This window comes from Streptomyces sp. CB01635 (genome assembly GCF_002803065.1).
GTDB lineage: Bacteria > Actinomycetota > Actinomycetes > Streptomycetales > Streptomycetaceae > Streptomyces.
The window spans coordinates 613,830-640,611 of the sequence record NZ_NNBL01000003.1 but is presented as its reverse complement, the minus strand read 5'-3'; the positions used below and the strand labels follow the sequence as shown (position 1 = coordinate 640,611).

Annotated in this window: 21 protein-coding genes and 1 pseudogene; 8 read left to right on the top strand and 14 right to left on the bottom strand. The window is 69.6% G+C overall.

Going from position 1 to position 26,782, the window contains the following annotated elements; all coding sequences use genetic code 11:
* Nucleotide 1: 1 nt before the first annotated feature.
* Entirely contained in the window at nt 2-2,737 is a 2,736-nt protein-coding gene (locus CG723_RS11050) for a fumarate reductase/succinate dehydrogenase flavoprotein subunit (protein ID WP_199841721.1), read from the top strand.
* Nucleotides 2,738-3,036: 299 nt separating this feature from the next.
* Here the strand turns inward: CG723_RS11050 and tnpA are convergent, their stop codons facing one another.
* The gene (tnpA, locus tag CG723_RS11045; protein WP_100593099.1) at nt 3,037-3,453 is read right to left on the bottom strand and encodes an IS200/IS605 family transposase; all 417 of its coding nucleotides are present in this window, start codon (nt 3,451-3,453) and stop codon (nt 3,037-3,039) included.
* A 25-nt stretch (nt 3,454-3,478) separates the two neighbouring features.
* On the opposite strand from tnpA, the gene CG723_RS11040 reads away from it, so the two are divergent.
* The 3 genes and pseudogenes from CG723_RS11040 to CG723_RS11030 all read left to right on the top strand — a co-directional run bounded on the left by CG723_RS11040 (nt 3,479) and on the right by CG723_RS11030 (nt 6,353).
* The gene (locus tag CG723_RS11040) at nt 3,479-4,702 is read left to right on the top strand and encodes an RNA-guided endonuclease InsQ/TnpB family protein (RefSeq protein WP_100593098.1); all 1,224 of its coding nucleotides are present in this window, start codon (nt 3,479-3,481) and stop codon (nt 4,700-4,702) included.
* A gap of 60 nt (nt 4,703-4,762) precedes the next feature.
* Nucleotides 4,763-5,266: pseudogene (locus CG723_RS11035) on the top strand (pyridoxamine 5'-phosphate oxidase family protein); the annotation flags it as partial.
* Between the two features lie 97 nt (nt 5,267-5,363).
* On the top strand, nt 5,364-6,353 hold the full coding sequence (locus CG723_RS11030) for a phosphotransferase family protein (RefSeq protein ID WP_442802536.1): 990 nt from the start codon (nt 5,364-5,366) through the stop codon (nt 6,351-6,353).
* Nucleotides 6,354-6,459: 106 nt separating this feature from the next.
* Here the strand turns inward: CG723_RS11030 and CG723_RS11025 are convergent, their stop codons facing one another.
* Nucleotides 6,460-8,346: an SMI1/KNR4 family protein gene (locus CG723_RS11025; RefSeq protein WP_100593808.1), complete on the bottom strand. Its 1,887-nt coding sequence runs from the start codon at nt 8,344-8,346 to the stop codon at nt 6,460-6,462.
* 209 nt (nt 8,347-8,555) lie between these two features.
* Here CG723_RS11025 and CG723_RS11020 point away from each other — a divergent pair, with 209 nt between their 5' ends.
* Entirely contained in the window at nt 8,556-8,984 is a 429-nt protein-coding gene (locus CG723_RS11020; RefSeq protein WP_100593096.1) for a pyridoxamine 5'-phosphate oxidase family protein, read from the top strand.
* A gap of 131 nt (nt 8,985-9,115) precedes the next feature.
* Here CG723_RS11020 and CG723_RS11015 read toward each other — a convergent pair whose 3' ends face one another.
* The 8 genes from CG723_RS11015 to CG723_RS45890 all read right to left on the bottom strand — a co-directional run bounded on the left by CG723_RS11015 (nt 9,116) and on the right by CG723_RS45890 (nt 17,477).
* Nucleotides 9,116-10,546, bottom strand: a complete 1,431-nt coding sequence (locus tag CG723_RS11015; protein ID WP_100593095.1) for an FGGY-family carbohydrate kinase — start codon at nt 10,544-10,546, stop codon at nt 9,116-9,118.
* 70 nt (nt 10,547-10,616) lie between these two features.
* Nucleotides 10,617-12,080, bottom strand: coding sequence for an FAD-binding oxidoreductase (locus CG723_RS11010; protein WP_100593094.1), 1,464 nt, complete (start codon nt 12,078-12,080; stop codon nt 10,617-10,619).
* A 70-nt stretch (nt 12,081-12,150) separates the two neighbouring features.
* The gene (locus CG723_RS11005) at nt 12,151-12,927 is read right to left on the bottom strand and encodes an SDR family NAD(P)-dependent oxidoreductase (protein ID WP_100593093.1); all 777 of its coding nucleotides are present in this window, start codon (nt 12,925-12,927) and stop codon (nt 12,151-12,153) included.
* A 107-nt stretch (nt 12,928-13,034) separates the two neighbouring features.
* The gene (locus CG723_RS11000; protein ID WP_159032427.1) at nt 13,035-14,336 is read right to left on the bottom strand and encodes an MFS transporter; all 1,302 of its coding nucleotides are present in this window, start codon (nt 14,334-14,336) and stop codon (nt 13,035-13,037) included.
* Between the two features lie 245 nt (nt 14,337-14,581).
* A complete protein-coding gene (locus tag CG723_RS10995) occupies nt 14,582-15,148 on the bottom strand; it encodes a glycerol-3-phosphate responsive antiterminator (protein ID WP_100593091.1) in 567 nt (188 codons plus the stop codon).
* Nucleotides 15,149-15,296: 148 nt separating this feature from the next.
* On the bottom strand, nt 15,297-16,061 hold the full coding sequence (locus CG723_RS10990) for an alpha/beta hydrolase (protein WP_100593090.1): 765 nt from the start codon (nt 16,059-16,061) through the stop codon (nt 15,297-15,299).
* A gap of 197 nt (nt 16,062-16,258) precedes the next feature.
* Nucleotides 16,259-17,026 carry an NPP1 family protein gene (locus tag CG723_RS10985; protein ID WP_100593089.1) on the bottom strand — a complete coding sequence of 256 codons (768 nt, stop codon included), beginning with the start codon at nt 17,024-17,026 and terminating at the stop codon, nt 16,259-16,261.
* Nucleotides 17,027-17,171: 145 nt separating this feature from the next.
* Entirely contained in the window at nt 17,172-17,477 is a 306-nt protein-coding gene (locus tag CG723_RS45890; RefSeq protein WP_107489197.1) for a hypothetical protein, read from the bottom strand.
* Between the two features lie 708 nt (nt 17,478-18,185).
* Here CG723_RS45890 and CG723_RS47490 point away from each other — a divergent pair.
* Entirely contained in the window at nt 18,186-19,331 is a 1,146-nt protein-coding gene (locus CG723_RS47490; protein WP_100593088.1) for a S1 family peptidase, read from the top strand.
* Between the two features lie 243 nt (nt 19,332-19,574).
* Nucleotides 19,575-20,360, top strand: a complete 786-nt coding sequence (locus CG723_RS10970; protein ID WP_100593087.1) for an SAM-dependent methyltransferase — start codon at nt 19,575-19,577, stop codon at nt 20,358-20,360.
* Here CG723_RS10970 and CG723_RS10965 read toward each other — a convergent pair.
* Nucleotides 20,357-21,778, bottom strand: coding sequence for an FAD-dependent oxidoreductase (locus CG723_RS10965; RefSeq protein ID WP_100593086.1), 1,422 nt, complete (start codon nt 21,776-21,778; stop codon nt 20,357-20,359). The two genes, CG723_RS10970 and CG723_RS10965, sit on opposite strands and share 4 nt — an antisense overlap.
* A gap of 69 nt (nt 21,779-21,847) precedes the next feature.
* Here CG723_RS10965 and CG723_RS10960 point away from each other — a divergent pair, with 69 nt between their 5' ends.
* Nucleotides 21,848-22,498 (top strand): TetR/AcrR family transcriptional regulator C-terminal domain-containing protein, encoded by a 651-nt coding sequence (locus CG723_RS10960; RefSeq protein WP_100593085.1) that lies wholly within the window; start codon nt 21,848-21,850, stop codon nt 22,496-22,498.
* Nucleotides 22,499-22,613: 115 nt separating this feature from the next.
* Here CG723_RS10960 and lysA read toward each other — a convergent pair whose 3' ends face one another.
* The 3 genes from lysA to CG723_RS10940 form a co-directional block, all read right to left on the bottom strand.
* Nucleotides 22,614-23,951: a diaminopimelate decarboxylase gene (gene lysA, locus CG723_RS10955; protein ID WP_100593084.1), complete on the bottom strand. Its 1,338-nt coding sequence runs from the start codon at nt 23,949-23,951 to the stop codon at nt 22,614-22,616.
* A 14-nt stretch (nt 23,952-23,965) separates the two neighbouring features.
* On the bottom strand, nt 23,966-24,394 hold the full coding sequence (locus CG723_RS10950) for an SAV_915 family protein (protein WP_100593083.1): 429 nt from the start codon (nt 24,392-24,394) through the stop codon (nt 23,966-23,968).
* Between the two features lie 603 nt (nt 24,395-24,997).
* The gene (locus tag CG723_RS10940) at nt 24,998-26,728 is read right to left on the bottom strand and encodes a serine/threonine-protein kinase (RefSeq protein WP_199841719.1); all 1,731 of its coding nucleotides are present in this window, start codon (nt 26,726-26,728) and stop codon (nt 24,998-25,000) included.
* Between the last annotated feature and the right edge of the window lie 54 nt (nt 26,729-26,782).

The following is a 26,782-nucleotide window of genomic DNA, read 5'->3' as shown; positions in this document are numbered from 1 at the left end:
CGTGGACACCCCCCTGGCCATCCCCGCCCTCTCCGACGCGACCGAACTCTCCTGCGACGTCCTCGTCATCGGCGGCGGCACCGCGGGCACCATGGCCGCCCTGACCGCCGCCGAACGCGGCGCGGACGTACTGCTCCTGGAGAAGGCACACGTACGGCACTCCGGCGCGCTCGCCATGGGCATGGACGGCGTCAACAACGCGGTCATCCCCGGCCGGGCCGAACCGGACGACTACGTCGCTGAGATCACCCGCGCCAACGACGGCATCGTCGACCAGTCCACCGTGCGCCAGACGGCGACCCGTGGCTTCGCGATGGTCAAGCGCCTGGAGTCGTACGGCGTGAAGTTCGAGAAGGACGAGCACGGCGAGTACGCGGTCCGCCAGGTGCACCGCTCCGGCTCGTACGTGCTGCCGATGCCGGAGGGCAAAGACGTCAAGAAGGTCCTCTACCGGCAGTTGCGGCGCCGCGAGATGCGCGAGCGGGTCCGCATCGAGAACCGGGTGATGCCGGTACGGGTGCTCACACGTCCCGAGGACGGCCGGGCCGTCGGTGCGGCCGGATTCAACACCCGTACAGGCGAGTTCGTCACCGTACGGGCGGGGGCGGTGATCCTGGCCACCGGCGCCTGCGGCCGCCTCGGCCTGCCCGCATCCGGCTATCTCTACGGGACGTACGAGAACCCTACGAACGCGGGCGACGGCTACGCGATGGCGTACCACGCGGGTGCCGCGCTCACCGGCATCGAGTGCTTCCAGATCAACCCGCTGATCAAGGACTACAACGGCCCGGCGTGCGCGTACGTCGCGAACCCGTTCGGCGGCTATCAAGTGAACCGGCACGGCGAGCGGTTCGTGGAGTCGGACTACTGGTCGGGGCAGATGATGGCCGAGTTCGCGGCCGAACTCGCCTCCGACCGCGCTCCGGTGTACCTCAAGCTCAGCCATCTGCCGGAGGAGACCATCACCGCCGTCGAGTCGATCCTGCACACGACGGAGCGGCCCACACGCGCCACGTTTCACGAGGGCCGCGGCCATGACTACCGCACGCATGACATCGAGATGCACATCTCGGAGATCGGCCTGTGCGGCGGCCACTCGGCGTCCGGCGTACGGGTCGACGCCCACGCCCGCACCACCGTCCCCCGCCTGTACGCGGCCGGCGACCTGGCCTGCGTACCGCACAACTACATGATCGGCGCGTTCGTCTTCGGGGACCTGGCGGGTGCCGACGCGTCCCAGTTCCGTGCTTACGAGGGCGAGTTGCCCGGCGACCAGCTGGCTGCCGCTCACGAACTCGTCTACCGGCCGCTGCGCAACCCCGACGGGCCGCCGCAGCCACAAGTCGAGTACAAACTGCGGCGGTTCGTGAACGACTACGTGGCGCCGCCGAAGGCCGGGGCGAAGTTGTCCCTGGCCGTGGAGGCGTTCGAACGGATGAGGGGTGAGATCGCCGGGATGGGGGCGCGGACCGCCCATGAGCTGATGCGGTGCGCGGAGGTGTCGTTCATCCGGGACTGCGCGGAGATGGCGGCGCGTGCCTCGCTGGCCAGGACCGAGTCGCGCTGGGGCCTGTACCACGAGCGGCTCGACCATCCCGAGCGGGACGACGCGGGGTGGCTGCACCATCTCGACGTCTACAAGTCCCCTGCGGGTGCCATGGAGTTCAGGGCCCGGCCGGTCGAGCCGTACGTCGTTCCGGTGCCGGAGTTCGAGCCGGTGGCGGCCGGGGCGGAGCGGGTACTGGGCGAGGTCGCGTTGGTGCCGGTGGCGACGGCGGGGCAGCGGGACGTGGCTCCGGCCGCCCGCCCGGCGACGCCAGCCGCGGCGGCGCCCTCACCCCGGGCCACCCAGGCCCCCGCGTCGAGCCCCGCCCTCCTCGGTGTCCTCTCCCTGGCCGAGGAGTCCCCCGGCCTGGATGCCCTCTCCCCCTACCTTGCGGACTCCGACCCGGCGGTGCGGGCGGCCGCCGTCAACGTCCTCGCCGAGACGGTGCCCGCCGGGGCCGGCCCCGCGCTCGCCGCACGGCTGCGGGATGCCGCGCCCCAGGTCCGGGAGGCCGCGGCGGGCGCCCTGCGTGAGCTGGTCGAAGTCCTGCCCGGCGAGCCGGAGTTGGGGACCGGCCTGCGGGCGGCACTCGACGTGACGGACCCGGCGGTGCGGGGCGCCGCGCTTGACGTCCTACGGGAGCTGCGGCTCGGCGACGCTTCGGTGTACGCCACAGCGCTCTCCGACACCGACATCGACGTCCGCATCCACGCCGTCCGGGCCCTGGTCTCGGTGGACGCGACCGGCCAGCTCTCGGCGGCCACGGCCGACCTCGCCCGCCAGGTCAGGGTCGCGGTGGCCCGCGGGCTCGCGGCGGTGCGCGACCCGGCACCGGCCCCGCTCGACCCGCTCCTCGACGACACCGACCCGCTGGTCAGGGCGGCGGCGCTCACCGCGCTGGCCGCGACGGGCTGCCCGCCCCCGTACGCCGAACGGGCGGTGGCCGCGCTCGACGACCCCGCCTGGCAGGTCCGGGCCGGCGCCGCGACCGCCCTGCGAACGTCCCTACCCAGCACGGCAGTTCCCGCCCTCGCCAAGGCGTCGGCGGACCCGAACGCGGACGTCCGCAAGGCCGCCGTCCTCTCACTCCTCACCCACCGCGCCGACCCCGACGCCCGCGCGGCCCTCGCCACCGCGACCACCGACTCCGACGCGGACATCCGTGCCTACGCATCCCGCGCCACGACGTGAGCGCCATAGGTGGCCGGCCCACGGCACACGATGTCCGTGCGGGCGGCGGATCGTTGTACGGGAGAGGAGGGGAGATCCACCATGCCGGCACAGGGACCTGCACAACAGCCCACGACCGAGCTCGACGCCCGCTACCGGGATTCATTCGCAGTGCGTCGGGCTTCAGCCCGGTGGTCTAGCGAATCTGAAGCCCGCGACACGGAGCGTCGCGGTGCCTCTCCCTGCGGAGCAGGGCGGTGCGGGCGCTGGAACTGCCGGTGCGGAGCACCGCGGCACGTCCCGGCGGAGCCGGGTTCTGCTCAAATGGGGTGGTTCTGCTGCTCGATGTACTGCCGGACGATGCTCAGGGGTGCGCCGCCGACGGTGTCGGCGAAGTCGGAACCGGACCAGAGTTTATTGGCCCGCCAATAGTGCCGAACGAGGTCGGGAAACTCTTGGCGCAGGCGCCTGGAAGAAACGCCCTTGAGGGAGTTGACCAGTTTGGCGACGGCGACCTTGGGCGGGAAGTTCACCAGGAGGTGCACGTGGTTGTCCTCGCCGTTGAACTCGACCAACTCGCACTCGAAGTCGCTGCACACCGCCCGCATGATCTCCTCCATACGCCGCAGATGAACATCCGTGAACACGTCGTGCCGGAACTTGGTCACGAAAACCAAGTGGACATGCATCATGAAAGCACAGTGCCGACCAGTCCTGATCTTCTGCATTTCGGCCATAACCCAAGTATGTAGGGTGGCGTTCATGCAGCTTCGGTACGCGTTCCGGCTCTACCCGGAACCGGGTCAACGCATTGCGTTGGGCCGGGCGTTCGGGTGCGCGCGGGTCGTGTTCAACGACGCGGTGCGCGCCCGGAAGGACGCCCACGCGGCGGGTCTGCCGTATCCGAAGGCCGCCGAGCTGTCCCAGACCCTGATCACCCAGGCGAAGCGGACGGTGGAGCGGTCTTGGCTGGGCGGAGTGTCCTCGGTGGTGCTCCAGCAGTCTTTGCGCGATGTGGAGGCCGCCTACCGGGCGTTCTTCGCCTCCGTCAAGGGTGAGCGTAACGGCGCGAGGGTGGGTGCGTCGCGGTTCAAGTCACGCAAGGATGCGAGGCAGTCGATCCGGTTCACGGCCAACGCCCGCTGGTCCATCACCCCGGGCGGCCGGCTGAACCTCCCGAAGATCGGTGAGGTGCGGGTGAAGTGGTCCCGCACTTTGCCCGTGGTGCCGTCCTCGGTCACGGTAATCAAGGACTCGGCGGGCCGGTACTTCGCGAGCTTTGTCATCGACACCGACCCGGCCGCCGACGCCGGCCGGATGCCCGCCACCGAGCAGGCCATCGGCATCGACCTGGGCCTGACCCACTTCGCGGTGCTGTCCGACGGCACGAAAATCGACTCCCCGCGGTTTCTGCGCCGGGCGGAGAAGAAACTCAAGAAGGCCGGGCGGGAGCTGTCCCGCAAACAGAAGGGCTCGAAGAACCGGGACAAGGCCCGCCTGAAGGTTGCCCGCGCGCATGCGCAGGTCGCTGATGCGCGCAAGGAGTTCCACCATCAGTTCTCCACCCGGTTGATCCGCGAGAATCAAGCGATCGCCGTGGAAGACCTGTCGGTCAAGGGCCTCGCGCGCACCAAACTGGCCAAGTCCGTCCATGACGCGGGCTGGTCACAGTTCGTGACCATGCTCGCCTGCAAGGCGGCCCGCTACGGGCGGACCTTTATCAAGATCGGCCGGTTCGAGCCCACCAGCCAGGTGTGCTCGACCTGCGGACACCACGACGGCCCCAAACCCCTGCACGTCAGGGAGTGGACCTGCCCCGCCTGCGGCACCCGGCACGACCGGGATGTCAACGCCGCCAAGAACGTGAAACAGGCCGCCGGACTGGCGGCATCGGCCTGCGGAGCGAAGGTAAGACCAGAACCCGTTCTGGCACAGCGCGAAGAAACAGGAAGCCACGGAATCCCAGCAGGAAGCCATGCCGCCTAGCGGCACAGCAACCCGCGGGACGGCCAGAATCCTCGGGCTTCAGCCCGAGGAGCATGTCAAAGCTCCGCACTCAACCCACGCCCGGGTGACGCAGACGTCACCGCCACCGAATGGGCGGAAGCCCAGCGGCAGTTGGAGGCCGCCGAGATCTTCTGGGTGTCAACGGTGCGCCCCGACGGTCGCCTGCACGTCACTCCAGTGATCGCCGCCTGGCACGACGGGGTGCTGTACTTCTCCACCGGCCCGGGCGAGCAGAAGGCGAGGAACCTCGCTCATGACGGGCACTGCGCGCTGACCACCGGCCGGAACTCGCTCACCGAAGGGCTCGACGTCGTGGTCGAGGGCAAGGCGGAGACGGTCGCCGATCCGGCGGTGCTGGAGGAGGTGATCGCGGCATACGAGGCGAAGTACGAGGCGCACATCACCTCCCCCGAGGGCACTTTCCACGGGATCGGGGACGCGTTCCGGAAGGGGGACGCGATGGTGTTCGCGGTGTCCCCGGCCACGGCGTACGGCTTCGGCCGGGACGAAGGGGTCTACTCCCACACGCGCTGGGCGTTCTGAGCAGCAGTCCCCCCGCCCGCAATCCAATCGCCTCCGCGTCGATGCTCCCGTAGGGTGCGCGGGTTGTCGTGGCGGAGGCGGAGAGGCGGTTCGGACTGTGGCACCCGGAACGGTGGCGCGGGATCAGTTGACCGGGGCTGTGCGGGCCGCGCTGGGTGGCGGGCGTCGGCTGGAGGCGGTCGAGCGCGTCGCGGGCGGTAGCAAGAAGGGCGTCTACCGCCTGGTGATGGACGACGCGACTACGGCGATCGCCTACCTGTGGGACGACGCCGAGAACTATTGGCCGGCGGCCGAGGGGGACGACGACCTCACCGACCCGTTCTCCCCCGGTCTCGGGCTCGACCTGTTCGAGGCCGCACACGCGCGGCTGGACGCGCTGGGCGTCCGCGTCCCGGCGATCCGTCTCCTCGACCGCGACGGCACTCACTGCCCGGGCGACCTCGCGATCGTCGAGGACCTCCAGGGCGAAAGCCTGGAGAAACTGCTCGCACGCGACCCCCGAGCGGCCGACCCGGTCATCGTCCGGCTCGGGGAGGCGCTGGAGTCGATGCGGCGCCATCGAGCACCCGCGTACGGCAAGGTGGCCGTGGTCGACGGGGGAGGCACATCGCGCGGAGTCTCGTGCGAGGGGGTCGTCCTGGACCGTGCGCTACGCGACCTCGCCGAGGCGGCATCGCGTGATCCCCGGATCGCACGGACGCGCGAACGGCTCGAGGAGCGGTTGCTGAGTCTCGCGGCGGCGGTGCGGCCGCGCGCACAGTACGCGGTCGTGCACGGCGAACTGGGGCCGGATCACGTGCTGGTGGACGCGGGCGGGAACCCGGTGGTGATCGACATCGAGGGCTTGATGTATTTCGATGTCGAGTGGGAGCACGTCTTCCTGCGGATCCGCCTGCACGACTCCTATCCGCCGCTGCGGGTGGACGGACTGGACGAGGACCGGCTCGCGCTCTACATGCTGGCCCAGCGGCTCTCACTGACGGCGGGCCCGCTGAGGCTGCTCGACGGGGACTTCCCCGACCGGGCGCTCATGGCATCCATCGCCGAACACAACCTGAACAAGGCGCTGGAGCTGGTCCACGCCTGAACGCGCCTCTGTTCACAGAGCCAAAGCGAGAGCAGCCCGTACGAGACCCCACCACCCCGCACAAAACCGATTCCGGCGTCGAGGCGGTGCCACATCCATGCGACCCCTACCTGTGGCGCGTGAACGTGAGTCTCGCTTGCACCTCCCTCGGCTCCGGCGGCCTGAGCCACGGGCGTGTCGGGAGCGTCGGCAATCTGCCGTGGTTGAGAGCGAATTCGGGCAGGGAGACTCCGAACCTCGTCGCTATCGCCTCCAGCGCTCGGCTCTCGTCCGAGAGGTCTGTCGCGGGGCCGGCCGGGTCCGGGAACAGGTGATCCGGGGAGAGGTCGGCGGGGATGTCGCCTGTCTGGTGGCGCTCCGCCTCGTGCACCGTGAAGGTGTACCGCTGCTGCCCGTCCTCGGCGAAGGCGAGGTGGAACAGGCCCGGCTCCCACCAGACCGTGAGGGCCCGGGTGCCGCACGACAGCTCGGTGCCGGGGTGGGTCAGACGGGTGCGGTCGAAGCCTGGCCGGCGGGCCGATTCGAAGGCGAAGCTCCAGCCGTCGAGAGCGCCGATCCGGGCGACGGGGCCGCGCCGCTCCTGCTGCCCTGAGAACGGGAGATCCCAGAAGTCCCGCTCGCTCGCCACCCGCTCCAGCGGGCCCGTACCGAACCGCTCCGCCAGCTCTTCGGGGCGTATGCCCTCCGCCAGAACGAACCGGTACGCGTCCCTGCGCAGCTCAACCCTGTCTTGCCGATGCGTCAGCCACGCGAGCCCGTCGCGCACGGTCTCCCCCTCGACGGCGACCGGCGCGGGCAGCACCCCCGCCTGACCCGCCCGGGGTGTCATCAGCAGTTGCCGCCCCCGCTCCGGTGTGATGAGCAGCCCCAGCAGCGGGTCCCCGAGCAGGCCGAACGGGGCCACGTGGTCCTCCCGATACGGCTCCCACTGCGGCACCGCCGCCGCGAGCACCCGCCACGCGCCATCCGTGTCACCCCAGCGCGCCAGCTCCCTGGCCTCCTCGACCGCGCGCCCGAACGGGCCGGGCGACGTGTACTCGTACGTGCGCTGCCTGATCTGCTCCAGGACTACACCGGCCCGCTCCCGGTCCGCCGCGTAGTCCTCCGTCACCGGGCCGAGCACGAAGGTGTCGTCTCTCCGGTGCTCGCGCAGGTGATCGCGCACCTTCAGGGGCAGCACCTCACCCGCGTACAGCGGATCGTCCATGCGCGGGTCGACCGGCACCCAGCCGTGCCCGTCGAGCAGCGCCCGCAGCTGTGCGGCCAGCAGGCCGGCTCGCGGTCTGCCGAGGTCTCCCGCCTCGCCGAAGACGGCGAGGGCCTCGTCCAACTCGCCCCTCAGGCAGGCGAGTCGGGCCTCCTCCACCTTGGCGTCGAGCTCACGCGTCACCACGTTCTCGAAACCTGCGTGGCCGCCGCTCAGGCGGTAGAACTCCTTGTACATGCCCTCCATGAACGCGCGGAACGAGTCGTACCGGTCCGGCAGCTCAGCACTCCACCCGTGGTACACGTACACCGCCCACTCCCCGTCGCCACCCACATCGCCCGGGTCGAGCAGCACATCCGTCAGGTCCGAGTCGAGCGAGAGCTGCAGCGCCCGGCCCCACATTCCGGCCCTGAGCACTTCCTCCTCGGTCGGGTCCTGGTCCAGATACTCCTCGTACATCGCCTGCCGGCCGTACGGATCTCCGTACGGCGCAATGCGGTCGGCCCCGGCCAGCAGATGGACGAAGCCCCCGGCATGGCGCCAACCGTCAGTCGTCTCAAGGAAGGAGCGGAGGGACGGCGGCAGCGGCACCGCAATCCCCAGCCCCCGGACCCGCTCCTCCAGAGCCGCCATCGCCGCCGGACCGGCCGGGCCGAACCCCAGCCAGCGGCCCCGGACGATCTCCTCGTCCAGCTCCTCGAACTCCTCCGGCTCCTCCGCGGCCAGCCCTTCCAGCCATTCCTCGCTCCACCGCTTGAGCAGCGGCCCCCACTCGAAGATCTCCATACGCGCCATCGTGACACCCACCACTGACAGTCGATCATGACCGTTCCGTGGCACGGGCTACGCCGCCGCTCGCGTCCCTGAACGCGCTCGCTGACGCCTGACCGTCTCGATGGAATACCCGCCGGTGTGTTCACCGTTCTCTCCCCCGACCGGCGTTGAAGACTGCATCTCGACATGCCCGACGTGATCGACATACACGAGGAGACGCTATGCCCCTTCCGCTCGACGAGCGCGAGGCGTTCCTGGCCGAACCCCACATCGGCGCCCTGGCCGTCGCCCGCGCGGAGGCCGGCCGTGCGCCACTGACGGTCCCCATCTGGTACTGGTACGAGCCCGGCGGCACCTTCTGGATCATGACCGGCCGGGATTCCGCAAAGGCGAAGGCCATCAGGGCCGCGGGCCGCATCTCGCTCATGACCGAACGTGTCGGACCCACGGTCCGCTACGTGACCGTGGAGGGCCCGGTGACATCCGAAGCGACTTCCACAGTCGCGGAGTTGACCGATCTCGCGGCCCGCTACCTGCCCGCCGACAAGGTCGAGGAATACGTGAAGACGGCCACCGCCGAACACGGCGCACAGGTCACCTTCCACATCCGGCCCGAGCACTGGCTGTCGGCCGACCTCGGCTCCGTCTGACCCGACGAGCGTCGGCGCAGGCATCGTCGATCCAGGCCCGCGCGGTTGCGGCCCGGCACGGGCGGGGCGCGTGTTCTCGTCGGAACCCGCACCCCGCCGTGGGCGCCACGCCGTGGTGATGAGCGCAACCGTCAGCCGAAAACGTCGTACGACTGCCGGTAGATCCCGTCCGTGTGCTCGCGAATGTCCCGGTACACCTCGCCGAGGCGCCGGTACAGGTCGTGGTTGGCCCGGTCGGGTGTGAACTCCGCGCCGGGGCGGACCATCGCGTCGATCGCCTCGTCGAACGACTTGTACGCGCCGAGTCCGACCGCCGCGCAGATCGCGGAGCCGAGGCCCGCCGCGTTGTTGACCTCGGCACGGTGGGCCGGAACGCCGAAGACGTCGGCGTAGATCTGCATCATCAGGTCGGAGCCGGCACCGCCGCCGGAGATGACCGTGTGCCGGTAGGTGGTGCCGAGTTCGGCGGCCATGTGCGTGCCGGTGGCGTGGATGGACAGGGCGAGCGCTTCGAGGATCGAGCGGTACATGTGGAAGCGGCCCTGGCGGCCGTCGAAGCCGAGGATCGTGCCCTTGCGGTACGGGGCGTCGGTGGGCGCCAGCCAGTCGAGCACCGTCATCAGGCCGTCGCAGCCCGGCGGGACCTTCGCGGCCTCGGCGTTCAGGTAGTCCTCGACGGACAGGCCCGCCGCCCGCGCGCCGACGACCGCCTCCTCGCCGAGCAGGTCGCGCAGCCAGCTGACGGTCCACATGCCGCGGCGCACGCCGAAGCTCTCGTAGAGGTAGGAGTGCGGCATGCAGGCGTAGTTGGTCCAGAAGTCGGAGGCGTCGGCCACGTTCCTGTCGCCGACGGTCATGCCGGCCACGTACGTGCCGAGGGAGACCAGGAGCGTGTCGCCGGAGCGCAGTCCGCAGCCCAGCGCCTCAACAGCCTTGTCGTTGGCGGTCGCCACGACCGGCAGGCCCTCGGGGATGCCGGTGTGACGGGCCGCGTCGGCGGTCACCGTGCCGAGGACGTCGCCCGGCATCACCAGGTCGAAGAGCATCTCGCGCGGAATGCCGGACTTGGCGAGAACGGCGTCGTCGGTCGTCCACCGCCAGGTGTCGGAGTCCGACGGCCAGGAGTCGCCCGCGTAGTTGGCGGCGGTGTCCTTCAGGACGCCGGTCATACGGTGGCTGATGTAGCCGGAGGACGTGGTGACGTACCGCGCCTCGGGGAGGGTGTGTTCGTAGGGGCGCGAGACCCGCGCGTCCATCCAGCTCATCACCGGCTGTGCGAGTGTGCCGTCGGCCTTGAGCACGGCCCGGCAGAAGCGGATCGTGCACAGGCCGACGCCGGCGATGTCGGCCACGTCGCCGGGGAAGGCGGCCATGGCCTGGCGGCTGGCCTCTCCGATCGACGTCCACAGGTCGTCGTCCGGGTGTTCCACGACGCCGGGGCGGGGGGTGGCGTACGGACGCAGGCTCTGCCGTCCCTCGCAGACGGCCCGGCCGTGTTCGTCGAAAACGGTCACCTTCGAGCTCTGGGAGCCGTTGTCGATGCCGATGAAGTAGCGAGTCATGGCCCACTCCGGGGTGCGAGAGAGGAGGGGGCCGCCGGTCAATGGCGGCCCCCTGTACGACAGTTGGGGATCAGGCGTCGAGCGGGAAGATCGTTCCCTTGTTCATGATCCCGTTCGGGTCGAACGCCTCCTTGAGCTTGGCCAGCATGTGGTAGGCGCTGCCGTGCTCCTGCTTCGTCCACGCGGTGCGGTACTTGCCGACGCCGTGGTGGTGGACCATCGAGCCGCCGACGCGCAGCGCCTCCTCGACGATGATCGCGTTGAGCGGCACGTGGTACTTGCCGATCTCCTCCTCCGGCTCACAGTTGATCTTGTAGTCGTAGACGAAGTAGAGGTTCGTACCCGTCTGGTAGCTGTGCGAGGAGTGGGCGCCGAGCAGGGTGAGGTCGTCGGCGTGCGGGTACTCGGTGCGGATGCGGTTCATGACGGCGCCGTACAGCTCGGTGACCTTCGACCAGTCGCAGGAGACCTCGGTGGTGTAGCCGAGCTCGGCCTTGGCCCGCATGACCTCCTTCTCCGCCTCGATCTTGTCCGGGCCCCAGTTGAGGTTGTCGAACCAGGCCTCGATGAGCTTCGGGTCGACCTTCTCGTGCGCGAACCGGTCGGCGACCCGCTCGATCTCCTCGCTGGTGGCGCGCACGATGCCCTTGGGGCCCTCGGCGACGAAGACGACGACGCACTTGCCCTTCGAGAAGTGCGAGAAGTGCTGGCCGGCGTCCTCGGGCGAGTAGACGCGCACGACGGACGGCTTGAATCCGCCGACGACGACCTCGCGGATGATGGCGGTGCCCGTCGCCATGTCGTCGACGAGGAAGCCGTGGAACTCGTTGTTCTCCGGCTGGTACTTGAAGATCTTCACCGTGACCTCGGTGATGTAGCACAGGGCGCCCTCGTTGCCGATGACGATGTGCCGGATGTCCGGGCCGGTCGCGCGGCGCGGGACGTTCTTGATGCGGCTGACGGTGCCGTCGGGGAAGACCGCCTCCAGGCCGACGACCATGTCCTCGATCGCGCCGTACAGGGTGGAGAACTGGCCGATCGAGCGTGTCGAGACGAGCCCGCCCATCTGGGCGAGCGGCTTGGACTGCGGGGAGTGCCCGGTCGTGTAGCCCTTGGCGCGCAGCGTGTCCTCGAGCACCTGGAGCTGAACGCCGCACCCGGCGGTGACCTGCATGTTCTCTTCGTCGATCTTGATGATCTCGTCGAGACCCGAGCCGTCGAGGACGATCGTGTCGGTGACGGCCGTCTCCAGGCCGCCCTCGGTGCCGGTGCGGCCGGTGCGGGCCACGATGTTGATGCGGTTCTCGTCGGCGAACGCGAGCACCTTCGATACGTCGTCGACGCTGGTGGCGTTGACGATCGCCGCGGGCGGCGGGGCGTCGTAGATGCCGTGCACCGCCTGGTACTTCTTGAAACGGTCGACGCTCGCCTCGCGCAACTGCTGCTCGTCGGTGACGACCGCGCCCGCGCCGACCAGGGAGGTGAGGCGGTCGACGATCTCTTCTCGGTTCAGCTTCGATGCGGACTGCACCATGTGGATCAACCTTCTTTGTACGTGTGTGTGTACGTGTGGGGGTGAGGGAGAAGTGGGTGTCGGGTCGGGGTCAGCGGACGAGATAGCCGCCGTCGACGGTCAGGACATGGCCGTTGACGTAGTCGGCGGCGCGGCTGGCGAGGAAGACGGTGGCACCCATGAGGTCGGCGACATCACCCCAGCGGCCGGCCGGGATGTGGTCGAGGACGCGCTGGTTGGTCTCCTGGTTGGCGCGCGTCGTCTCGGTGATCTTGGTGGCGAAGTAGCCCGGGGCGATCGCGTTGACCTGGATGTTGTGCTGGGCGAGTTCGTCGCAGTACGCCTTGGTGAAACCGGCGATGCCGTGCTTGGTGGCGGCGTACGCGGGAGACATCTGGCCGCCCAGGAAGGAGAACAGGGAGGCGATGTTGATGATCTTCCCGGAGCGCTGCGGGATCATGAACTTCGTTGCCTCGTGGGCGAGTTCGAAGGGCGCGGTGAGGTTCACGGCCAGCATCGGGTCCCACGCGGCGCGGTCGAACTCCTCGACGGAGGCGAGATTGCAGATGCCCGCCGAGTTCACGAGGATGTCGACCGACCCGAGGGTGTCCACGCAGTGCTCGACGACCTGCCGGGGCACGCCGGCGCCGGTGATGTCGGCCTCGAGGAACTCCATGCGCCGGCCCTCGGCCTCGATCAGCTTGCGCGTCTCGCCGCCGTCGTCGGCGAGCGCCGGGACGAGGACGTTGGCGCCCGCCTTGGCGAGGGCGAGGGAGAACGCCTGACCGAGGCCGGTGTTGCCGCCGGTGACGATCGCGTTCTTCCCGTCGAGGGAGAAGAAGTCCCGGGAGAAGTCCGTGATGTCCATGTGATGCCTGCCGATCTTCTTACTCTTCGTGACTCTTTGCGAATCTTCTGAAGCTTTGTACGGATACGTTCTACGCGCTCGGGGCGGTGAGTCGAAGGACCCGGCGATCACACCCCTGCCAGCACTCGGTCGCTGACGGGGGCCGGGTGCCGGGCGGCGAGTTCGCGGCGGCGGGTGCGGGCGGTGAGTGTCGTCATCACCAGGCCGAGCAGTGCGGCCGCGAGCAGGAAGACGAACAGCGCGCTGTAGCCGCCACCCTGTTCGGGCACCGTCGGGCTCGCCGAGGAGTCGCCGATCCACCAGGCGCACAGGGAAGGCAGGAACGCGTCCGGCAGGTACGCGATGCCGGAGGCGAGCCCGATGACGCCCCCGCGCTCCTGCTCGGGCACCTCCACCTCGCCCACGGTGGACCAGTAGACGCCGCGCGAGGCGAAGACCAGTGCGCACAGGACGAACATCATCACGAGCGCGAGCCAGGCGAGCGCGGTGGTGCGCGGCAGTACGAGGAAGAGGACGGCGAGCACCGCACTGCCGGCGAACATCCAGCGCAGGAACACCGCGGAGGAGCGCGTCACCTTGTCCACGACGACGCCGCCCGCGGGTCCGGCGACGAACTGGAAGACGTAGGACCGCACGACCCCGATGACGGCGATCATGGATGCGGAGACGCCGTAGTTGTCCTGGAGCAGCGGCGAGAAGTAGCCGAGCGTCGTGTAGAAGCAGTACATGAGCATGGCGGTGCCGCCGATGAGCCAGGTGTACCGGTTGCGGGCCGCGGCGAGGAGCTGCTTGAGGGTGACGGTCGCCGAGTCGAGCCCGGCGAGCCGCGTCTTGTCCTCGCGGACGACGAACCACACGATCGCGGCGAAGACGAAGCTCAGCACTCCGTAGATCCGGATCAGCGTGAGGACACCGTGCGCGGGCACGACGGAGGCGGAGACGACCGCCGTGCCGATGAAGCCGATGGCCGTCGAGACGATGCCGCGGGTGCCTTCGAGGAAGCCGAAGAGCCGGCCCTGCTCGCCGGAGTCGCCGAGTACGCTGATCGACTTCACCAGCGCGGACCAGTACAGGCCCATGCCGACGACGGCCATCAGGATGTGCGCCGCCACGATTCCCCAGAAGCCGGGAACGGTGGCTAGATAAATGTCGGCAATTCCCATTCCGACGAGCGAAATCACGATGAGGAGTTTCGGCGAGAACTTGTCGGAGAACCAGCCGCCGAAGAAATACATGACGATGGCCACGGCGCCGAAAGCCGAGATGATGTTCCCGTACTGCTGCGAGCTGAGATTCAGCGCCGTATAGGTAGGTTCGAGGTACACGAACCTGATGTAGGCGACCTGGAAAATGATTCCGCCGGTCATGGAGAGCGCGAGGAAGCTCAGCCACTTCTGGGCCTTGTTCATCCGGATCACCGCAGCCACCTCGTCGTGGACAGGAAATGGGCACAAAAAAAGAACAGCAAACTCCGGTGTTCGGAGGTTACTGTTCTCTGGTCTCTAGTAACTGTCCCGGCTCGAGGCCGGAACCTATATTTGATTGTCGCGCCCGTGGCCATGACATGAACTCCGGGTGCGGTCGCCATGCTAGGCAGGGCCGATCGGCAGTGTCAATAGAGTCAGGCGTCACATTCCCTTACACGGCCCGACGCCTACATGGCCCACACATCACGATTCGACGAGGCTATGGCCGCGGCTCCTGCCTTCAGCGCGGCGAACACATCCTCGCGGTCGCACACGAGCCCGCCCGCTATGAGAGGCACCTCGATGTCCTGCACGGCCCAGGAGATGACCCGCGGCATACAGCCCGGCAGGATCTCCACGCAGTCGGCCTTGGACTGGCGGACCTGCGGTGCGAGATTGCGGTACGACTTCGAGTCGATCAGGAAGAACCGGTGGACGGCGAACAGGCCGACCTCGCGGGCGGCCCGCACCATGTGCGCCTTGGAGCTGAGCACCCCATCGGCGGAGGTGTGCTCCTTCACGTACTGCACCACGATGTCCTTGCCGCTGAACCCTTCGAGCAGGTCCACATTGACCAGGACGACCTTGCCGCTGTCCTTGAGCTGCTGCACGATCGCCGGGAGGTTCAGCAGGGACCCGTAGAGCAGGAAGACGACCTTGCACTCGGAGTCCATGACGGCGCGCAGCCCGTCGTCGTCGATGACACTGGCGACGACCGGGTGGTCCTCCAGGAGGACCGGAAGTGACACGTCCACGAATGACCTCCCATGGGATCGGCGGCCAATCTCCGCCGATCAGCGCCGCAGCGCAGAGTAACTTCCATCCGCCGGGAGCCGCCACCTGCACCTGGTCCCACGAGCGGGCAGCGGCGCCCGCGCGCCGCTGCCGTCAGGTCGGGTCGGGTCACGCCGGTGACGTGGCCGCCCCGCCGAGATGCCGGACGAAGAAGTGCACCGCGCTGTCGGCCTCGAACCTGGGCAGTTCCTTGTGCCGGCCCGCGTTGGCGTGCAGCGTCTTGTCCTGCGAGGCGAAGGCGTCGAACAGCGCGAGTCCGGACTCGCGGGGGATGTGCTCGTCGTTCCACTGGAGCGCGAACTCGATCGGAACGGTGATCTGCTTCGCCGCCTGGGCCAGGGTCTCGGGCCAGAAGAGACCGAAGACCGCGGCGGTGATCCTGGGTTCGACCGCCGTCAGTGGCACGCCGATCGCGGTACCCATGTTCAGGCCGAAGTAGCCGACCGGCCCATCGGTGCCGATCTGCGGGAGGTCCTGGAGGGCGTCCAGAGTCGCCTGCCACTCCGGCACGCCGCGCTCCGCCAGGTGGGCGTTGTACCGCTGGACGATCGGGCCGACCGGTTCGCCCGCCGCCATCGCCTGCTGCATCACGGCGATCTCGCGCTCGTCGTGGGCCGTACGGGGGCGGCCGCCGTGCCCGGGTGCGTCGATGGTGGCGACGTGGAAGCCGCCGCCCGCCACGAGCCGCTGGGCCCGGCCGGCCATGGCCGGTGACTTCCTGTGGTTGCCGCCGCCGTGGCCCATCAGCACGAGCGGCGCGCGGTCGGAGCCGGGGGCCGGCGACCAGAGCGCGCCGGTGACCTCACCCACGGTGAAGTCGCGCTCCACGACACCGTTCGACGATGTCTGCGCGGTGAATTGAACAGAATTCATAGGTGTTGCCCTTCGGGAGTGCCTTGTGGAGGAGGCGCTCCCGGCGAGACCTACGTCAACCGCCCGACCGTGGCGAAGAGGGGAGCACCCACACAGATACAGCGTTCATGGGTCTCACCTCCTCGCACGACGTCACGGCCTGGGCGGGACGCTACCAACGGGCCGTCGTCCGGCCCAACCTGTTTTCCGCCGTCCGCTCAGGCGTTGGGGTCGAACGGTATGCCGGCCGGCTCGGCCTTCTCGAGGTGGTAGTTGAAGTTGCCGTCCTTGAGGCCGAAGACCGCGCTGCCGAAGTCTGCCTGGCTGAGCTTCTCCCGCAGGCCCGAGGGGTAGCCGTTCCAGCCGACGAGGGTCGGGAACTGCCAGGTGTGGCGGTGGTTCTCCGGCGGCTCGTCGTTGGCCGTCGCGGGTCGGAAGCAGTGCGTGCCCAGGCCGTCCTTGTGGTAGACGGCCTTGGGGTGGGTGCCGTCCCAGCGGATCTGGTCACTGCTGTAGACGTTGAAGTTCCCGTGGGCCGAGGTGGACACGTACTTGGCCTCGTTGTTCTGCACCCACACCACGACGTGCTCCCAGTCGTTGCGGTGCCCGCCGAGACCGCTGCCCGCGACGGCCTGGTCCTTCTCGAAGTACAGGCCGTACATGATGGCGCACCAGCCGTTGTTGCACTTGGAGCGGGAGTATCCGTTGGTGCTGTCGAGGTCCCAGGAGTCGTGGCACTGGCCGTTGACGGCCCCGGACGGGTTGAGGCCGGGGTTGATGGTGCCGTCGGGGCCGATGGCGGGCGTCGGGTAGCAGCCGTCACCGTCGTAGTCGTAGGCCGGCTGGAACGTCTGCTCCAGGCCGTCCGCGTTGGCGGGCAGCGCCGGGGGCGGGTCCGCGAGCGCGATGCCCGGGAAAACGATGACCAGCGCGACGGCGCTGCCGAGGGTGAGTGCCGCTCTGCTGATCCGCGAGCTCTTCTTCACTGCGTCCTCCTGATGAACCGTGGGGGGTGTGGGACACGCGCGACCGAATCTGGCATGCCCTCGTCATCATCCACGCCTCAGTTGCCCAGCGAACCCCACCTGCGTGGCGCAACGATGAAGAGTCCGTGCCGTCATCAACAGGCGGTCAGGTCCCTGACGTTGACGGAGTTGGCCATCGCCTGCATGCCTTGTCATTCGGGTGCAGGCGGGCGCCGCCGTCGAAGAACGAAAGGATCCGCTCGTGGTCGCACGGGCTGCGCAGGGTGCGGTCGAAGCCTGTGACCGCGTCGAACTCGCCGCTGTCCCTGATGAATTCATTGACCTCGAGGCGTACGGGCTCGGCCGCGGGGTCCCACTCGGACCAGCCCTTGAACGGCCCGATGGTGGCGCCGACGACGCACTTCCCTGCCGCATGGGCCCGTTCGGCGATGGCGCGATAGCCGTTGATCACGTCCTGGGCCGTGACGCCCGTGTGGCCTTGATGTCGTTGACGCCCTCGAAGAGGAACACGTGCGCACTCCGGGGCGCGAGAGCACATCGCGCCAAGTCGGTTCAACGCGCTCTGCCCGGCGCCGCCCGTGGGCACCTTGTTCCCCGAAATCCCTTCGTCGGCAACCCCCTTGACCGACGGGTCGTCCGCCGACTGGCCGACGCGCCGAACCAGCTCACGGGGCGCACGGTCCAGTTGCGGTTCCGCTTCGATGTCGCCATGGCCGAAGCGCTGGGCATCGGCGGCGATCTCATCTGGTGGCCGGAGGACGAACTCCGTGAGGCGGCCGCGTCGGTGGCGGAGTACAAGCACGTGCGCCATCTGGTGCAGCACGGCAGGCTGGACCGTCTGCCGCCTCCCTCCGACGAAGCACACTCGATGGCGCAGTACACCGCCCCGGACGCCACGGAGATGCTGCCGCTCGCGTGGCGGCACACCTCCCGCCACGGACACCCTCAACTGCCCTTCCGCCTCAGGCGATTGGCCCGCACAGCCCGCTACCGCGACGCACGCACCAGTCCGGTCTCAGCAGGGCGTGTCAGCAGGGCATCGCATTGGCATGGACCTGCCCATGATCCTTCGATAGGCTCCCAGCGGGCATTTCCTGGGAGCGCTCCCAGGCTTTGCTGTTCCACCCCCACGATGCTGGAACAACGAAGGGCCAACCCCATGAGACGCACGAAATCCCTGCGCATCGCCCTGTCCGCATTACTGGTCGCCGGAGTGTCCGCCGGGTTCATACCGGCCTCCGCCGGTGCCGCCACCCCCGCGGACGAGAAGGCGCCGGCCTCCGGGTCCGTGCTCGCCGCCATGCAGCGCGACTTCGGCCTCACCAAAAGCCAGGCCGAGGCACGGCTGAGCGCGGAGAAGAAGGCCACGGCCGTCGAAGAAAAGGCACGGCGAGCCGCCGGATCGTCCTACGGCGGCGCCTGGTTCACACCGGAGAGCGGCCGCCTGACCGTGGCCGTCACCGACCGGAGCAAGGCCGCGGCTGTACGGTCGACGGGCGCCGAGGCCAAGCTGGTGAAGTACAGCGCCAAACAGCTCGACGCGGCCAAGGAACGCATCGACGCCCTCAAGGCACCCAAGGGCGTGGCAAGTTGGCACGTCGATCCGGCGTCCAACCGGATCGTGATCGAGACCCTGGCCGGACAGCAGGGCGACAACGATGTCAAGCACTTCCTCGCGCAGGCCCGCGAGGCCGGCCCTGTCACCGTCGAGAAGACGGCCCACGCACCCCGCACCCTCGCCGCCGGCACGGTCGGAGGCGACCCCTACTACACGGGCAACGTCCGCTGCTCGATCGGCTTCTCGGTGAACGGCGGATTCGTCACAGCCGGCCACTGCAGCGGCGCCGGAGCCGCAGTGAACGGCTGGGACGGTTCGTACATCGGCAACTTCCAGGGGTCGTCGTTCCCGGACAACGACTACGCCTGGGTCAACGTGGGCAGCGGCTGGTGGACCGTCCCCGTGGTCCTCGGCTGGGGCACTGTCCCGGACCAGCTGGTGCGCGGCTCGGCCGAGGCCCCGATCGGCGCGTCCATCTGCCGCTCGGGCTCCACCTCGCACTGGCACTGCGGCAATGTGCTGGCCAAGAACGAGACCGTGAACTACAGCCAGGGCGCGGTGCACGAGATGACCAAGACGAACGTGTGCGCCGAACCGGGCGACTCGGGCGGCTCGTTCATCAGCGGCGACCAGGCCCAGGGTGTCACCTCGGGCGGCTGGGGCGACTGCTCCGGCGGCGGCGAGACCTGGTACCAGCCGATCAACGAGATCCTCAACCGGTACGGCCTGACGCTGACCACGGCCTGACCGCCGCACTGAGGAGCCGGGCTCGGTACGGCGTCGCAGGCGCCGCCCGCCGTACCGAGTCCCCCGCATCTCCGCCCCAACGTGCAGTCACCGCACGCGAGATGACCCCCGCGCCCCTCCCTGACAGCTCTGCGCGAAGGCCTGGCCGGTGACATAATCGCCAGGTCCTTCACGGCCCGACCCAGGGTGCCCGCAGCGGTCCCGGTGCGTCGGTCAGCGATCTAGTACACGCTGGAGTCACGCATGACGGCACAGTCCTCCGGAAGCCGCATCGACACGAGCAGGGCCCACCCGGCGCGTGTCTACGACTGGCTGCTGGGCGGCAAGGACAACTATCCGGTCGATCAGGAAGTCGGGGAGAAGCTGCCGCCGGAGTCGCGCCTCAGCGCCCGGCGCAACCGCGCGTTCATGCACCGTGCGGCGGCCTGGCTGGCCGGCAACGGCATCGATCAGTTCCTCGACGTCGGCACGGGCATACCGACGAAGCCGAACCTGCACCAGATCGTGCAGGGCATCGTGCCGTCGGCGCGGGTCGCGTACACCGACAACGACCCCATCGTGCTGCGGCACGCGGAAGCGCTCCTGGTCAGCACTCCGGAGGGGGCGACCGACTACATCGAGGCAGACGTCCGTCAGCCCAAGGTCATCCTCGACCACGCCCGTACGTTCCTGGACTTCACCCGGCCCGTCGCGCTGTCGATGCTCGCCCTGATGCACTTCATCACCGACGAGGAGGACCCGTACGCTCTCGCGCGGACCCTCATCGACGCCCTGCCCTCGGGCAGTTACTTCGTCTTCTCCCACGGCACCACCGATGAGCACCCACACCTCGCGAAGACGGTGAAGAACACGTACCGGCAGGGCGAGATCCCGTTGCGGATGCGTACGCGGGCCGAGGTCGAGCCGTTCTTCGAGAGCCTGGAGCTGGTGGAGCCGGGGCTGGTCACTTCGACGAAGTGGTACAAGGAGACGCCCGCACCCGAGGCGGAGCTGAGCGGCTTCTACGTCGGGGTCGCCCGCGTGCCCTAGAGGCCCATCCGCCGCGCGTACTCCGCGAGTCCGTCGGCCGTGTCGCCCGCCCACCCCACATAGCCGTCGGGCCGCACCAGGTACACGCCCGCGCCGTACACCTCGCACGCCGGGATCCGGACGGTGGGGACGCCGAGCTCAGGGAGTTCGGTGTCCGTGCCCACCGTGAGCAGCGTCCAGTGCGGGCCGCGGAAGGTGTCGAAGAGGCGGACGCCGTCCACCGTTCCGTCCGGCGCCCGGTCTCCCGCGCGAACCGGCCCCGCGATCGTGCGGGTGTCCACCGCGAGGGACGATTCGCGGTAACCCAGGCCCAGTTGGCGGGTCGCCTCGCCGCGGCGGATCTCCCCGCGGTGCACGCCCGTCGAAATACCGAGCATGTGCGCGGCGACCGGGCGACGCTCCTCCTCATACGTCTCGACGAGGGACTCCGGGGCGCCGTCGCGCAGCACCCCGCCCAGCTTCCATCCCAGGTTGTACGCGTCCTGGACGCTGGTGTTCAGCCCCTGGCCGCCGGCCGGCGAGTGGACGTGCGCGGCGTCCCCGGCCAGGAGGACGCGCCCGGCGCGGAAGCGGTCGGCCAGCGCGGCCCGCGGCCGGAAGTCCGAGGCCCAGCGCACTTCGGTCACATCCTCGGGTGCGAGATGGGAGCGCGCGGCGACGACCTTGCGGATGCCGTCGAGGGAGAGGTCGGGCACGGTTCCCTCGGGGAACTGCGCGGTCACCTGGAAGTCCTCGATGCCGGCGAGCGGGCAGATCGCGAGGAAGCCGTCGCTCCCCTCTCGGGGCGGGAAGACGTGCCAGTTGTCGCGGTCGAGGCCCGTGATGCGCACGTCCGCCACGAGCATCGGGTGCGGGTCGACGGTCTCGCCGGTCATGCCGATGCCCAGCGCGCGGCGCACGGTCGAGCGACCGCCGTCGGCGGCGACGGCGTACCGCGCGCTGACCTGCTCTCCGGCGGCGAAGTGCGCGGTCACGGCGTCCGCGTCCTGTTCCACCGCCACCAGCTCACGCCCGAACTCCACCCGGCCGCCGAGCTGCATGAGCCGCTCGAACAGGATCTGCTGCGTGCGCCACTGCGGCACCATCCACGGCTCGGTGTACGGAGAGTCGTCGCTCTGCTCCGCCGGGTCGAACATCCTGTGCTCGCCGACCCGCGTGCCGTCCTGCCAGATCATCCCGACGGGGTAGGGGCCACCGGCGGCATGGATGGCGTCCAGCACGCCGAGATCGTGGAAGACCTCCCTCGTGCGCGGCTGGATGCCCTTGCCGCGCGACCCGGGGAAGAGCGCGTCGGCGCGCTCGACGACGAGGGCGTCGACCCCGCGCCGGGCGAGGTCGGCAGCGAGGGCGAGGCCGGTCGGGCCGGCGCCCACGACGAGGACCTCGGTGTGCGTGATCGTGTCTGCACGGGTGTCCATGACCAGCTCCTTAACGTCGTTAAGTTCCATGCTTCGCAGCATGCGCTTAACGGCGTTAAACTGTCAAGTGTGGCTACCCAGAGATCCCCCAAGCTGGACAAGACGCAGGTCGTCGACACCGCTCTGCGCCTGCTCAACGACGTCGGCCTCGACGGCCTCACGCTCCGCGCCATCGCCAAGGAGCTGAACGTCCAGGCGCCCGCGCTCTACTGGCACTTCAAGAACAAGCAGGAGCTGCTGGACGAGATGGCGACGGAGATGTACCGCCGTATGACGGCCGACGACCCGCTCACACCCGACGGCACCTGGCGGGAGCGCTTGCTGACGTCCAACCGCGGACTGCGTACCGCGCTCCTGAGCCACCGCGACGGCGCCAAGGTCTTCAGCGGCTCGCGCTTCACCGGCACGCTGCACGCGGTCGAGATGGAGCGGACGCTGCGTCTTTTCACCGAAGCCGGGTTCACGCTCACCCAGGCGGTGCGGGCCACCACGACCGCGTACATGTACACCCTCGGTTTCGTCACCGAGGAGCAGGGCGTCCAGCCCTTGCCGGGCGAGCGCCGCGAGGGGTACGACATCGACGAACGCGCCCGCCGGATGGCCGACTTCCCCCTGTCGGCGGCGGCGGGCGCGGAGATCTTCGAGGACTACGAGCAGCACTTCGAGGACGGTCTCGCCCTGGTGATCGCGGGGATCGAAGCGCGCTACGTGACGGCCTGAGCGATTCCCGCGGTGGTGGCGAAGGATTCGCGCCCACGGGAGGCAGGGGTCGCTGAGGGCCTCCGGTCGAGGGCCGACCGTCACTCGACCGGAGGCTGTACAGGAGGACCGGCGTCTACAGCCCCACGTCGCGGCTGCGGATGTCGTCCAGGGACTCGCGGCGGACCAGCAGGCGGGCGCGGCCGTCGTCCACGGCGACCACCGGCGGGCGGCCGACCAGGTTGTAGCCGGACGCCATGGACAGGTGGTAGGCGCCGGCTACGGGCACCGCGAGCAGATCTCCGGGGTGTACGTCGGCGGGGAGTTCGACGTCGGTGGCCAGGACGTCTCCGGCCTCGCAGTGGCGGCCCACCACGGTCATCGCGGTCCGGTCCGCGGTGCTGTGACGGCCGATCAGACGGGGCGCGTAGCGCACGCCGTAGAGCGCCGGCCGAGGGTTGTCGCTCATGCCGCCGTCCACGGCCACGAAGGTGTGTGCGCCGGTGCGCTTGACGGCGAGTACGCGATAGAGGGCGATACCGGCCGGTCCGGCGATGGCGCGCCCCGGCTCGATGATCAGGCGGGGCACGGTGAGTCCGGCCGCCGCGCACGCCTCGGTGAGCTCCGCCCGGACCTTGCGGGCCAGGGTGGTGATGTCCAGGGCCTGTTCACCCGGCCGGTAGGCGATTCCGTGTCCGCCGCCCAGGTCGAGTTCGGGCAGGACGAGGCCGTGCTGCTCGTGCAGCCGGGCCATCAGCCCCACCATGCGCCGTACGGCTGCCAGATACGGCTTGACGCTGGTGATCTGCGAGCCCAAATGGCAGTGCAGGCCCGTGAGTTCGAGCTGCGGTTGGTCCAGTATGCGGGCGATGGCGTGCTGGGCGTAGCCGTCGGAGATCGACAGGCCGAACTTCTGGTCGTCGGTTCCGGTGCGGATCTTCTCGTGGCCACCGGCGCTGATCGCGGGCACGACGCGGACCATGACCTTCTGATGTCCGTCGGGCCCGACCGCGGCGGCCAGCCGGGCGATCTCGGAGGGGCTGTCGATCACGATGCGCCCGACGCCCAGGCGCAGCGCGGACTCCAGGTCGTGCGGGGACTTGGCGTTGCCGTGCAGCACTATCCTCTCGGGCGGGAACCCGGTGGTGACCGCGAGTTCCAGCTCACCGGCCGAGCAGACGTCGAGCCCAAGACCCTCGTCGTCCACCCAGTGGGCCATGGCCCGGCACAGGAACGCCTTGGCCGCGTAGAGGACTTCGGCGTCGGGGAATGCGTGCCGGTAGGTGCGGCAGCGCTCGCGTACCTCGCCCTCGTCGAGTACGTAGGCCGGGGTGCCGAAGCGGTCGGCGACCCCGGCGAGCGGTACGCCGCCCACGGCCAGGTCGCCCGGGTGGGGCTCGGTGGTGGAGGCGGGCCACACCGACAACTCGTCGGCGGTGGCGGTGGTGACTGCGGGTTCGTGAACAGTGGTCATCGTGCGTTTCCCTCTCAACCGATCCACAGGGCGAGCGCCGAGACGAGCGCGGCGGCGCCGGTCACCCGCAGTGCCCCGACGGCCTGCGGATCCCATGTGCTCACGCGTGAACGGGAGGCCCCGTCCGGCACGGGGGCCACGGGCCTGGCGGGCGCGGGAGCCGGCGCCGAGAACTGGGGGTCCACGGTGACCGTGGTGACTCCCAGCGGCGCCGCCAGCGCGCGCAGCGCGGGCTCGGCGAGCCTGATCCACGGCTGCTCGGACCCGAGCGTCGCGGTCAGCTTCCGCTCCGAGGTGAAGCCGACGGCCGTACGGTCGCCGAGGGGGGTACGGAAGAGCCGGGCCGCGCATCCTGCCGGTCCCGGCCGGACCGGAACGAACAACGGTCCGGCCGGGAACCGATCAAGAGGCTCCGGGTCTTCGGGGTACGAGGGTTGTGCCATGGGATGCCTCCTGGAGGATCCGGGGTGATTCATGTGCGGGGTTTGCGAGCCCCGGACTCCGACGGCCGCCCGGGGCTCACCGCTGAAGCTATGCCCGCACGCCCCCGCTCGCCGACACCTCATAACGGGACGCTGACGGTGATCGGGGCGACGCATACGGGACGCTGACGCGAGGAGCGACCGACGGTGGAAACACCCGTCAGAGGAGCGCCAAGAAGTGGCGTTCGGGCTGTCCGCAGGCCCCGGGCCAGGAGTGAAATGGAACCGGCCCTCAAGGTCTGCCCGCGGGAAACCCTCCGTGGGCGTGCCGCGCTCGACGACGCGTTCGGCAGCACCGGACCCGGGCGTCCCGGTGAGCGCCCTTGTCGCGCGAGGCACCCCGGGCCAGGCGCTGATGGAGACCGCCGGCGGCGAGGACGACATCCTGGTCGTCGGCGCCGGCCGGCGAAGTCATTGCCACCGGTCCTCAACCGCGCCAGTCGGCTGCTCGCCTGGGCTGTCGGCTTCCGCCTGGTCCACGAGTACGTTCACCACTCGGCCGGGAGCGCCGCGCGACACCGCCGGCTCACTGCATGAACAGGCCTCGGTACAAGAGGGGCGCGCTCAGCAGCGCGTCGACGCCCCCGACTGGTTGGTGAGGTTGTCGTTGGACATCCAGCCCGACGTGTTCGTGCCCGCCACCCGCACGTACGTCCAGTTGTGGCCGTATGCGTTGACGACCGAGCAGTGGTACCAGAGCTTGGAGCCGTTCTCGGCCAGGGCGACCGACGAGCACGTCTGGTACGGCCCGGTCACGATGTGGTAGCTGCCGGACATGTAGCCGTACGTGCCCGGGTTCGGGTCGCGGTGGGTCCAGCCGCTGCAACTCTTCGACACCGAACTCGGCTTGGCCGTCGGAGGGGCCGGCGGCTGCGAGGCCGTGGTACCGCCGTCGTTGCTCGGTCGCGCCGACGACTCACCGCCGTCTTTCGTGTCGCCCGCGCCCTCACCCCCCGCCTCACTCGGCCGCTGCGACGGTGTGCGCGACGGCGCCTGCGAAGTCGCCGACGACGAGGCGCTCGGCGACTTCTCGCCGCCGCCCACGCTGCCCCTGCTCGGCAGATCGCTGACCTGCGAGGCACCGGAACGCGTCGGCGCCGTCCGGGCCTCGTCCGACTTCGTGTCGCCGCCGGTGCCCACCAGGGCGTACGTGATGCCGCCGCCCGCGATCACCACAGCCGCGGCCGTCGATGCGATGACGGCACGGCTGCGGCGCCGGGCGCGGCCGGAGGCGCGGCTCGCCGCCCGTCCCACGTGGGGCTCGCCGGTCCGGGGAAGCGTGCTCGCCAGGCCCGGCGTCGGGTAGCCGCCGCCCTGCGGAGGCTGAGGGTACGGCGCGGCAGGAGATCCGAACCCGGGCCCGGACTGATGAACCGTATGCGGCGCGGGGGCAACAGCCGGGGCCTGCGCCTGGGCCGGGGGCCCGAAGCTCACCGTGCTGCCCGCCGCCACCCGTTCCAGCATCTCCCGCGCCTGGCCCGCATCCGGCCGGCTCTCCGGGTCCTTCGCCATCAGCGCCCTGAGAACCGGCGCCAGCGCCCCCGCCCGCCCCGACTCAGGCAGCGGCTCGTTCACGATCGCCGCCAGCGTCGACCACACCGACGTACGGCGGAACGGCGACGTGCCCTCGACGGCCGCGTACAGCGTCATGCCGAGCGACCAGATGTCCGACGCGGGGCCCGGCTCCTTGCCCTGCGCGCGCTCCGGGGGCAGGTAGTCGAGGGAGCCGACGAGCTGGCCACTGCGGGTCAACTTGTCCATGGCGTCGTCGCCCGCGGCCTCCATGCTGGCTATGCCGAAGTCGGTGAGCACGACACGACCGCCGTCTTCGAGCAGTACGTTCCCGGGCTTGACGTCGCGGTGCAGCACCCCCGCCCGGTGCGCCGCGTCGAGCGCGTCCATCAGCTTGGCACCGATCGCGGCCGCCTCGTGCGGCTCCAGCGCGCCGCGCTCGGTGAGCACGTCGTCGAGCGAGGGCCCGTCGACCAGCTCCATGACGATGACGGGCAGGCCCTCCTCCTCGGTCACGTCGTGCACCGTGACCACACCGCTGTGGCGGATACGGGCGGCGGCCTGCGCCTCCCGCTGCATGCGGACCCGCAGACCGGCCAGATCGGACGCGGAGGAGTCGGTGAAGGCTCTGAGGATCTTGACGGCGACCTCTCTGTTGAGCAGCTCGTCCACCGCCCGCGCGACCACACCCATGCCGCCGCGCCCGATCATCGAGGTGACCCGGTAACGCCCCCCGAGTACCTTGCCGATCAGCTCGCTGCCGTTCTTTTCCCCCGACGTCACCGCACGCTCCGTTCCATGACTGTCCGTCAATTCCCGTACCTGGAAGGCATAAGA

Coding starts and splice junctions, on each gene's coding strand:
- CG723_RS11025 (WP_100593808.1), bottom strand. CDS start 8,346: ATGGAGATCTTCGAGTGGGGGCCGCTGCTCAAGCGGTGGAGCGAGGAA.
- CG723_RS11005 (WP_100593093.1), bottom strand. CDS start 12,927: ATGGACATCACGGACTTCTCCCGGGACTTCTTCTCCCTCGACGGGAAG.
- CG723_RS10990 (WP_100593090.1), bottom strand. CDS start 16,061: ATGAATTCTGTTCAATTCACCGCGCAGACATCGTCGAACGGTGTCGTG.
- lysA (WP_100593084.1), bottom strand. CDS start 23,951: ATGACCACTGTTCACGAACCCGCAGTCACCACCGCCACCGCCGACGAG.
- CG723_RS10965 (WP_100593086.1), bottom strand. CDS start 21,778: ATGGACACCCGTGCAGACACGATCACGCACACCGAGGTCCTCGTCGTG.
- CG723_RS11010 (WP_100593094.1), bottom strand. CDS start 12,080: ATGGTGCAGTCCGCATCGAAGCTGAACCGAGAAGAGATCGTCGACCGC.
- CG723_RS11015 (WP_100593095.1), bottom strand. CDS start 10,546: ATGACTCGCTACTTCATCGGCATCGACAACGGCTCCCAGAGCTCGAAG.
- CG723_RS11000 (WP_159032427.1), bottom strand. CDS start 14,336: ATGAACAAGGCCCAGAAGTGGCTGAGCTTCCTCGCGCTCTCCATGACC.
- CG723_RS10950 (WP_100593083.1), bottom strand. CDS start 24,394: ATGGCACAACCCTCGTACCCCGAAGACCCGGAGCCTCTTGATCGGTTC.
- CG723_RS11020 (WP_100593096.1), top strand. CDS start 8,556: ATGCCCCTTCCGCTCGACGAGCGCGAGGCGTTCCTGGCCGAACCCCAC.
- CG723_RS47490 (WP_100593088.1), top strand. CDS start 18,186: ATGAGACGCACGAAATCCCTGCGCATCGCCCTGTCCGCATTACTGGTC.
- CG723_RS10970 (WP_100593087.1), top strand. CDS start 19,575: ATGACGGCACAGTCCTCCGGAAGCCGCATCGACACGAGCAGGGCCCAC.
- tnpA (WP_100593099.1), bottom strand. CDS start 3,453: ATGGCCGAAATGCAGAAGATCAGGACTGGTCGGCACTGTGCTTTCATG.
- CG723_RS11040 (WP_100593098.1), top strand. CDS start 3,479: ATGCAGCTTCGGTACGCGTTCCGGCTCTACCCGGAACCGGGTCAACGC.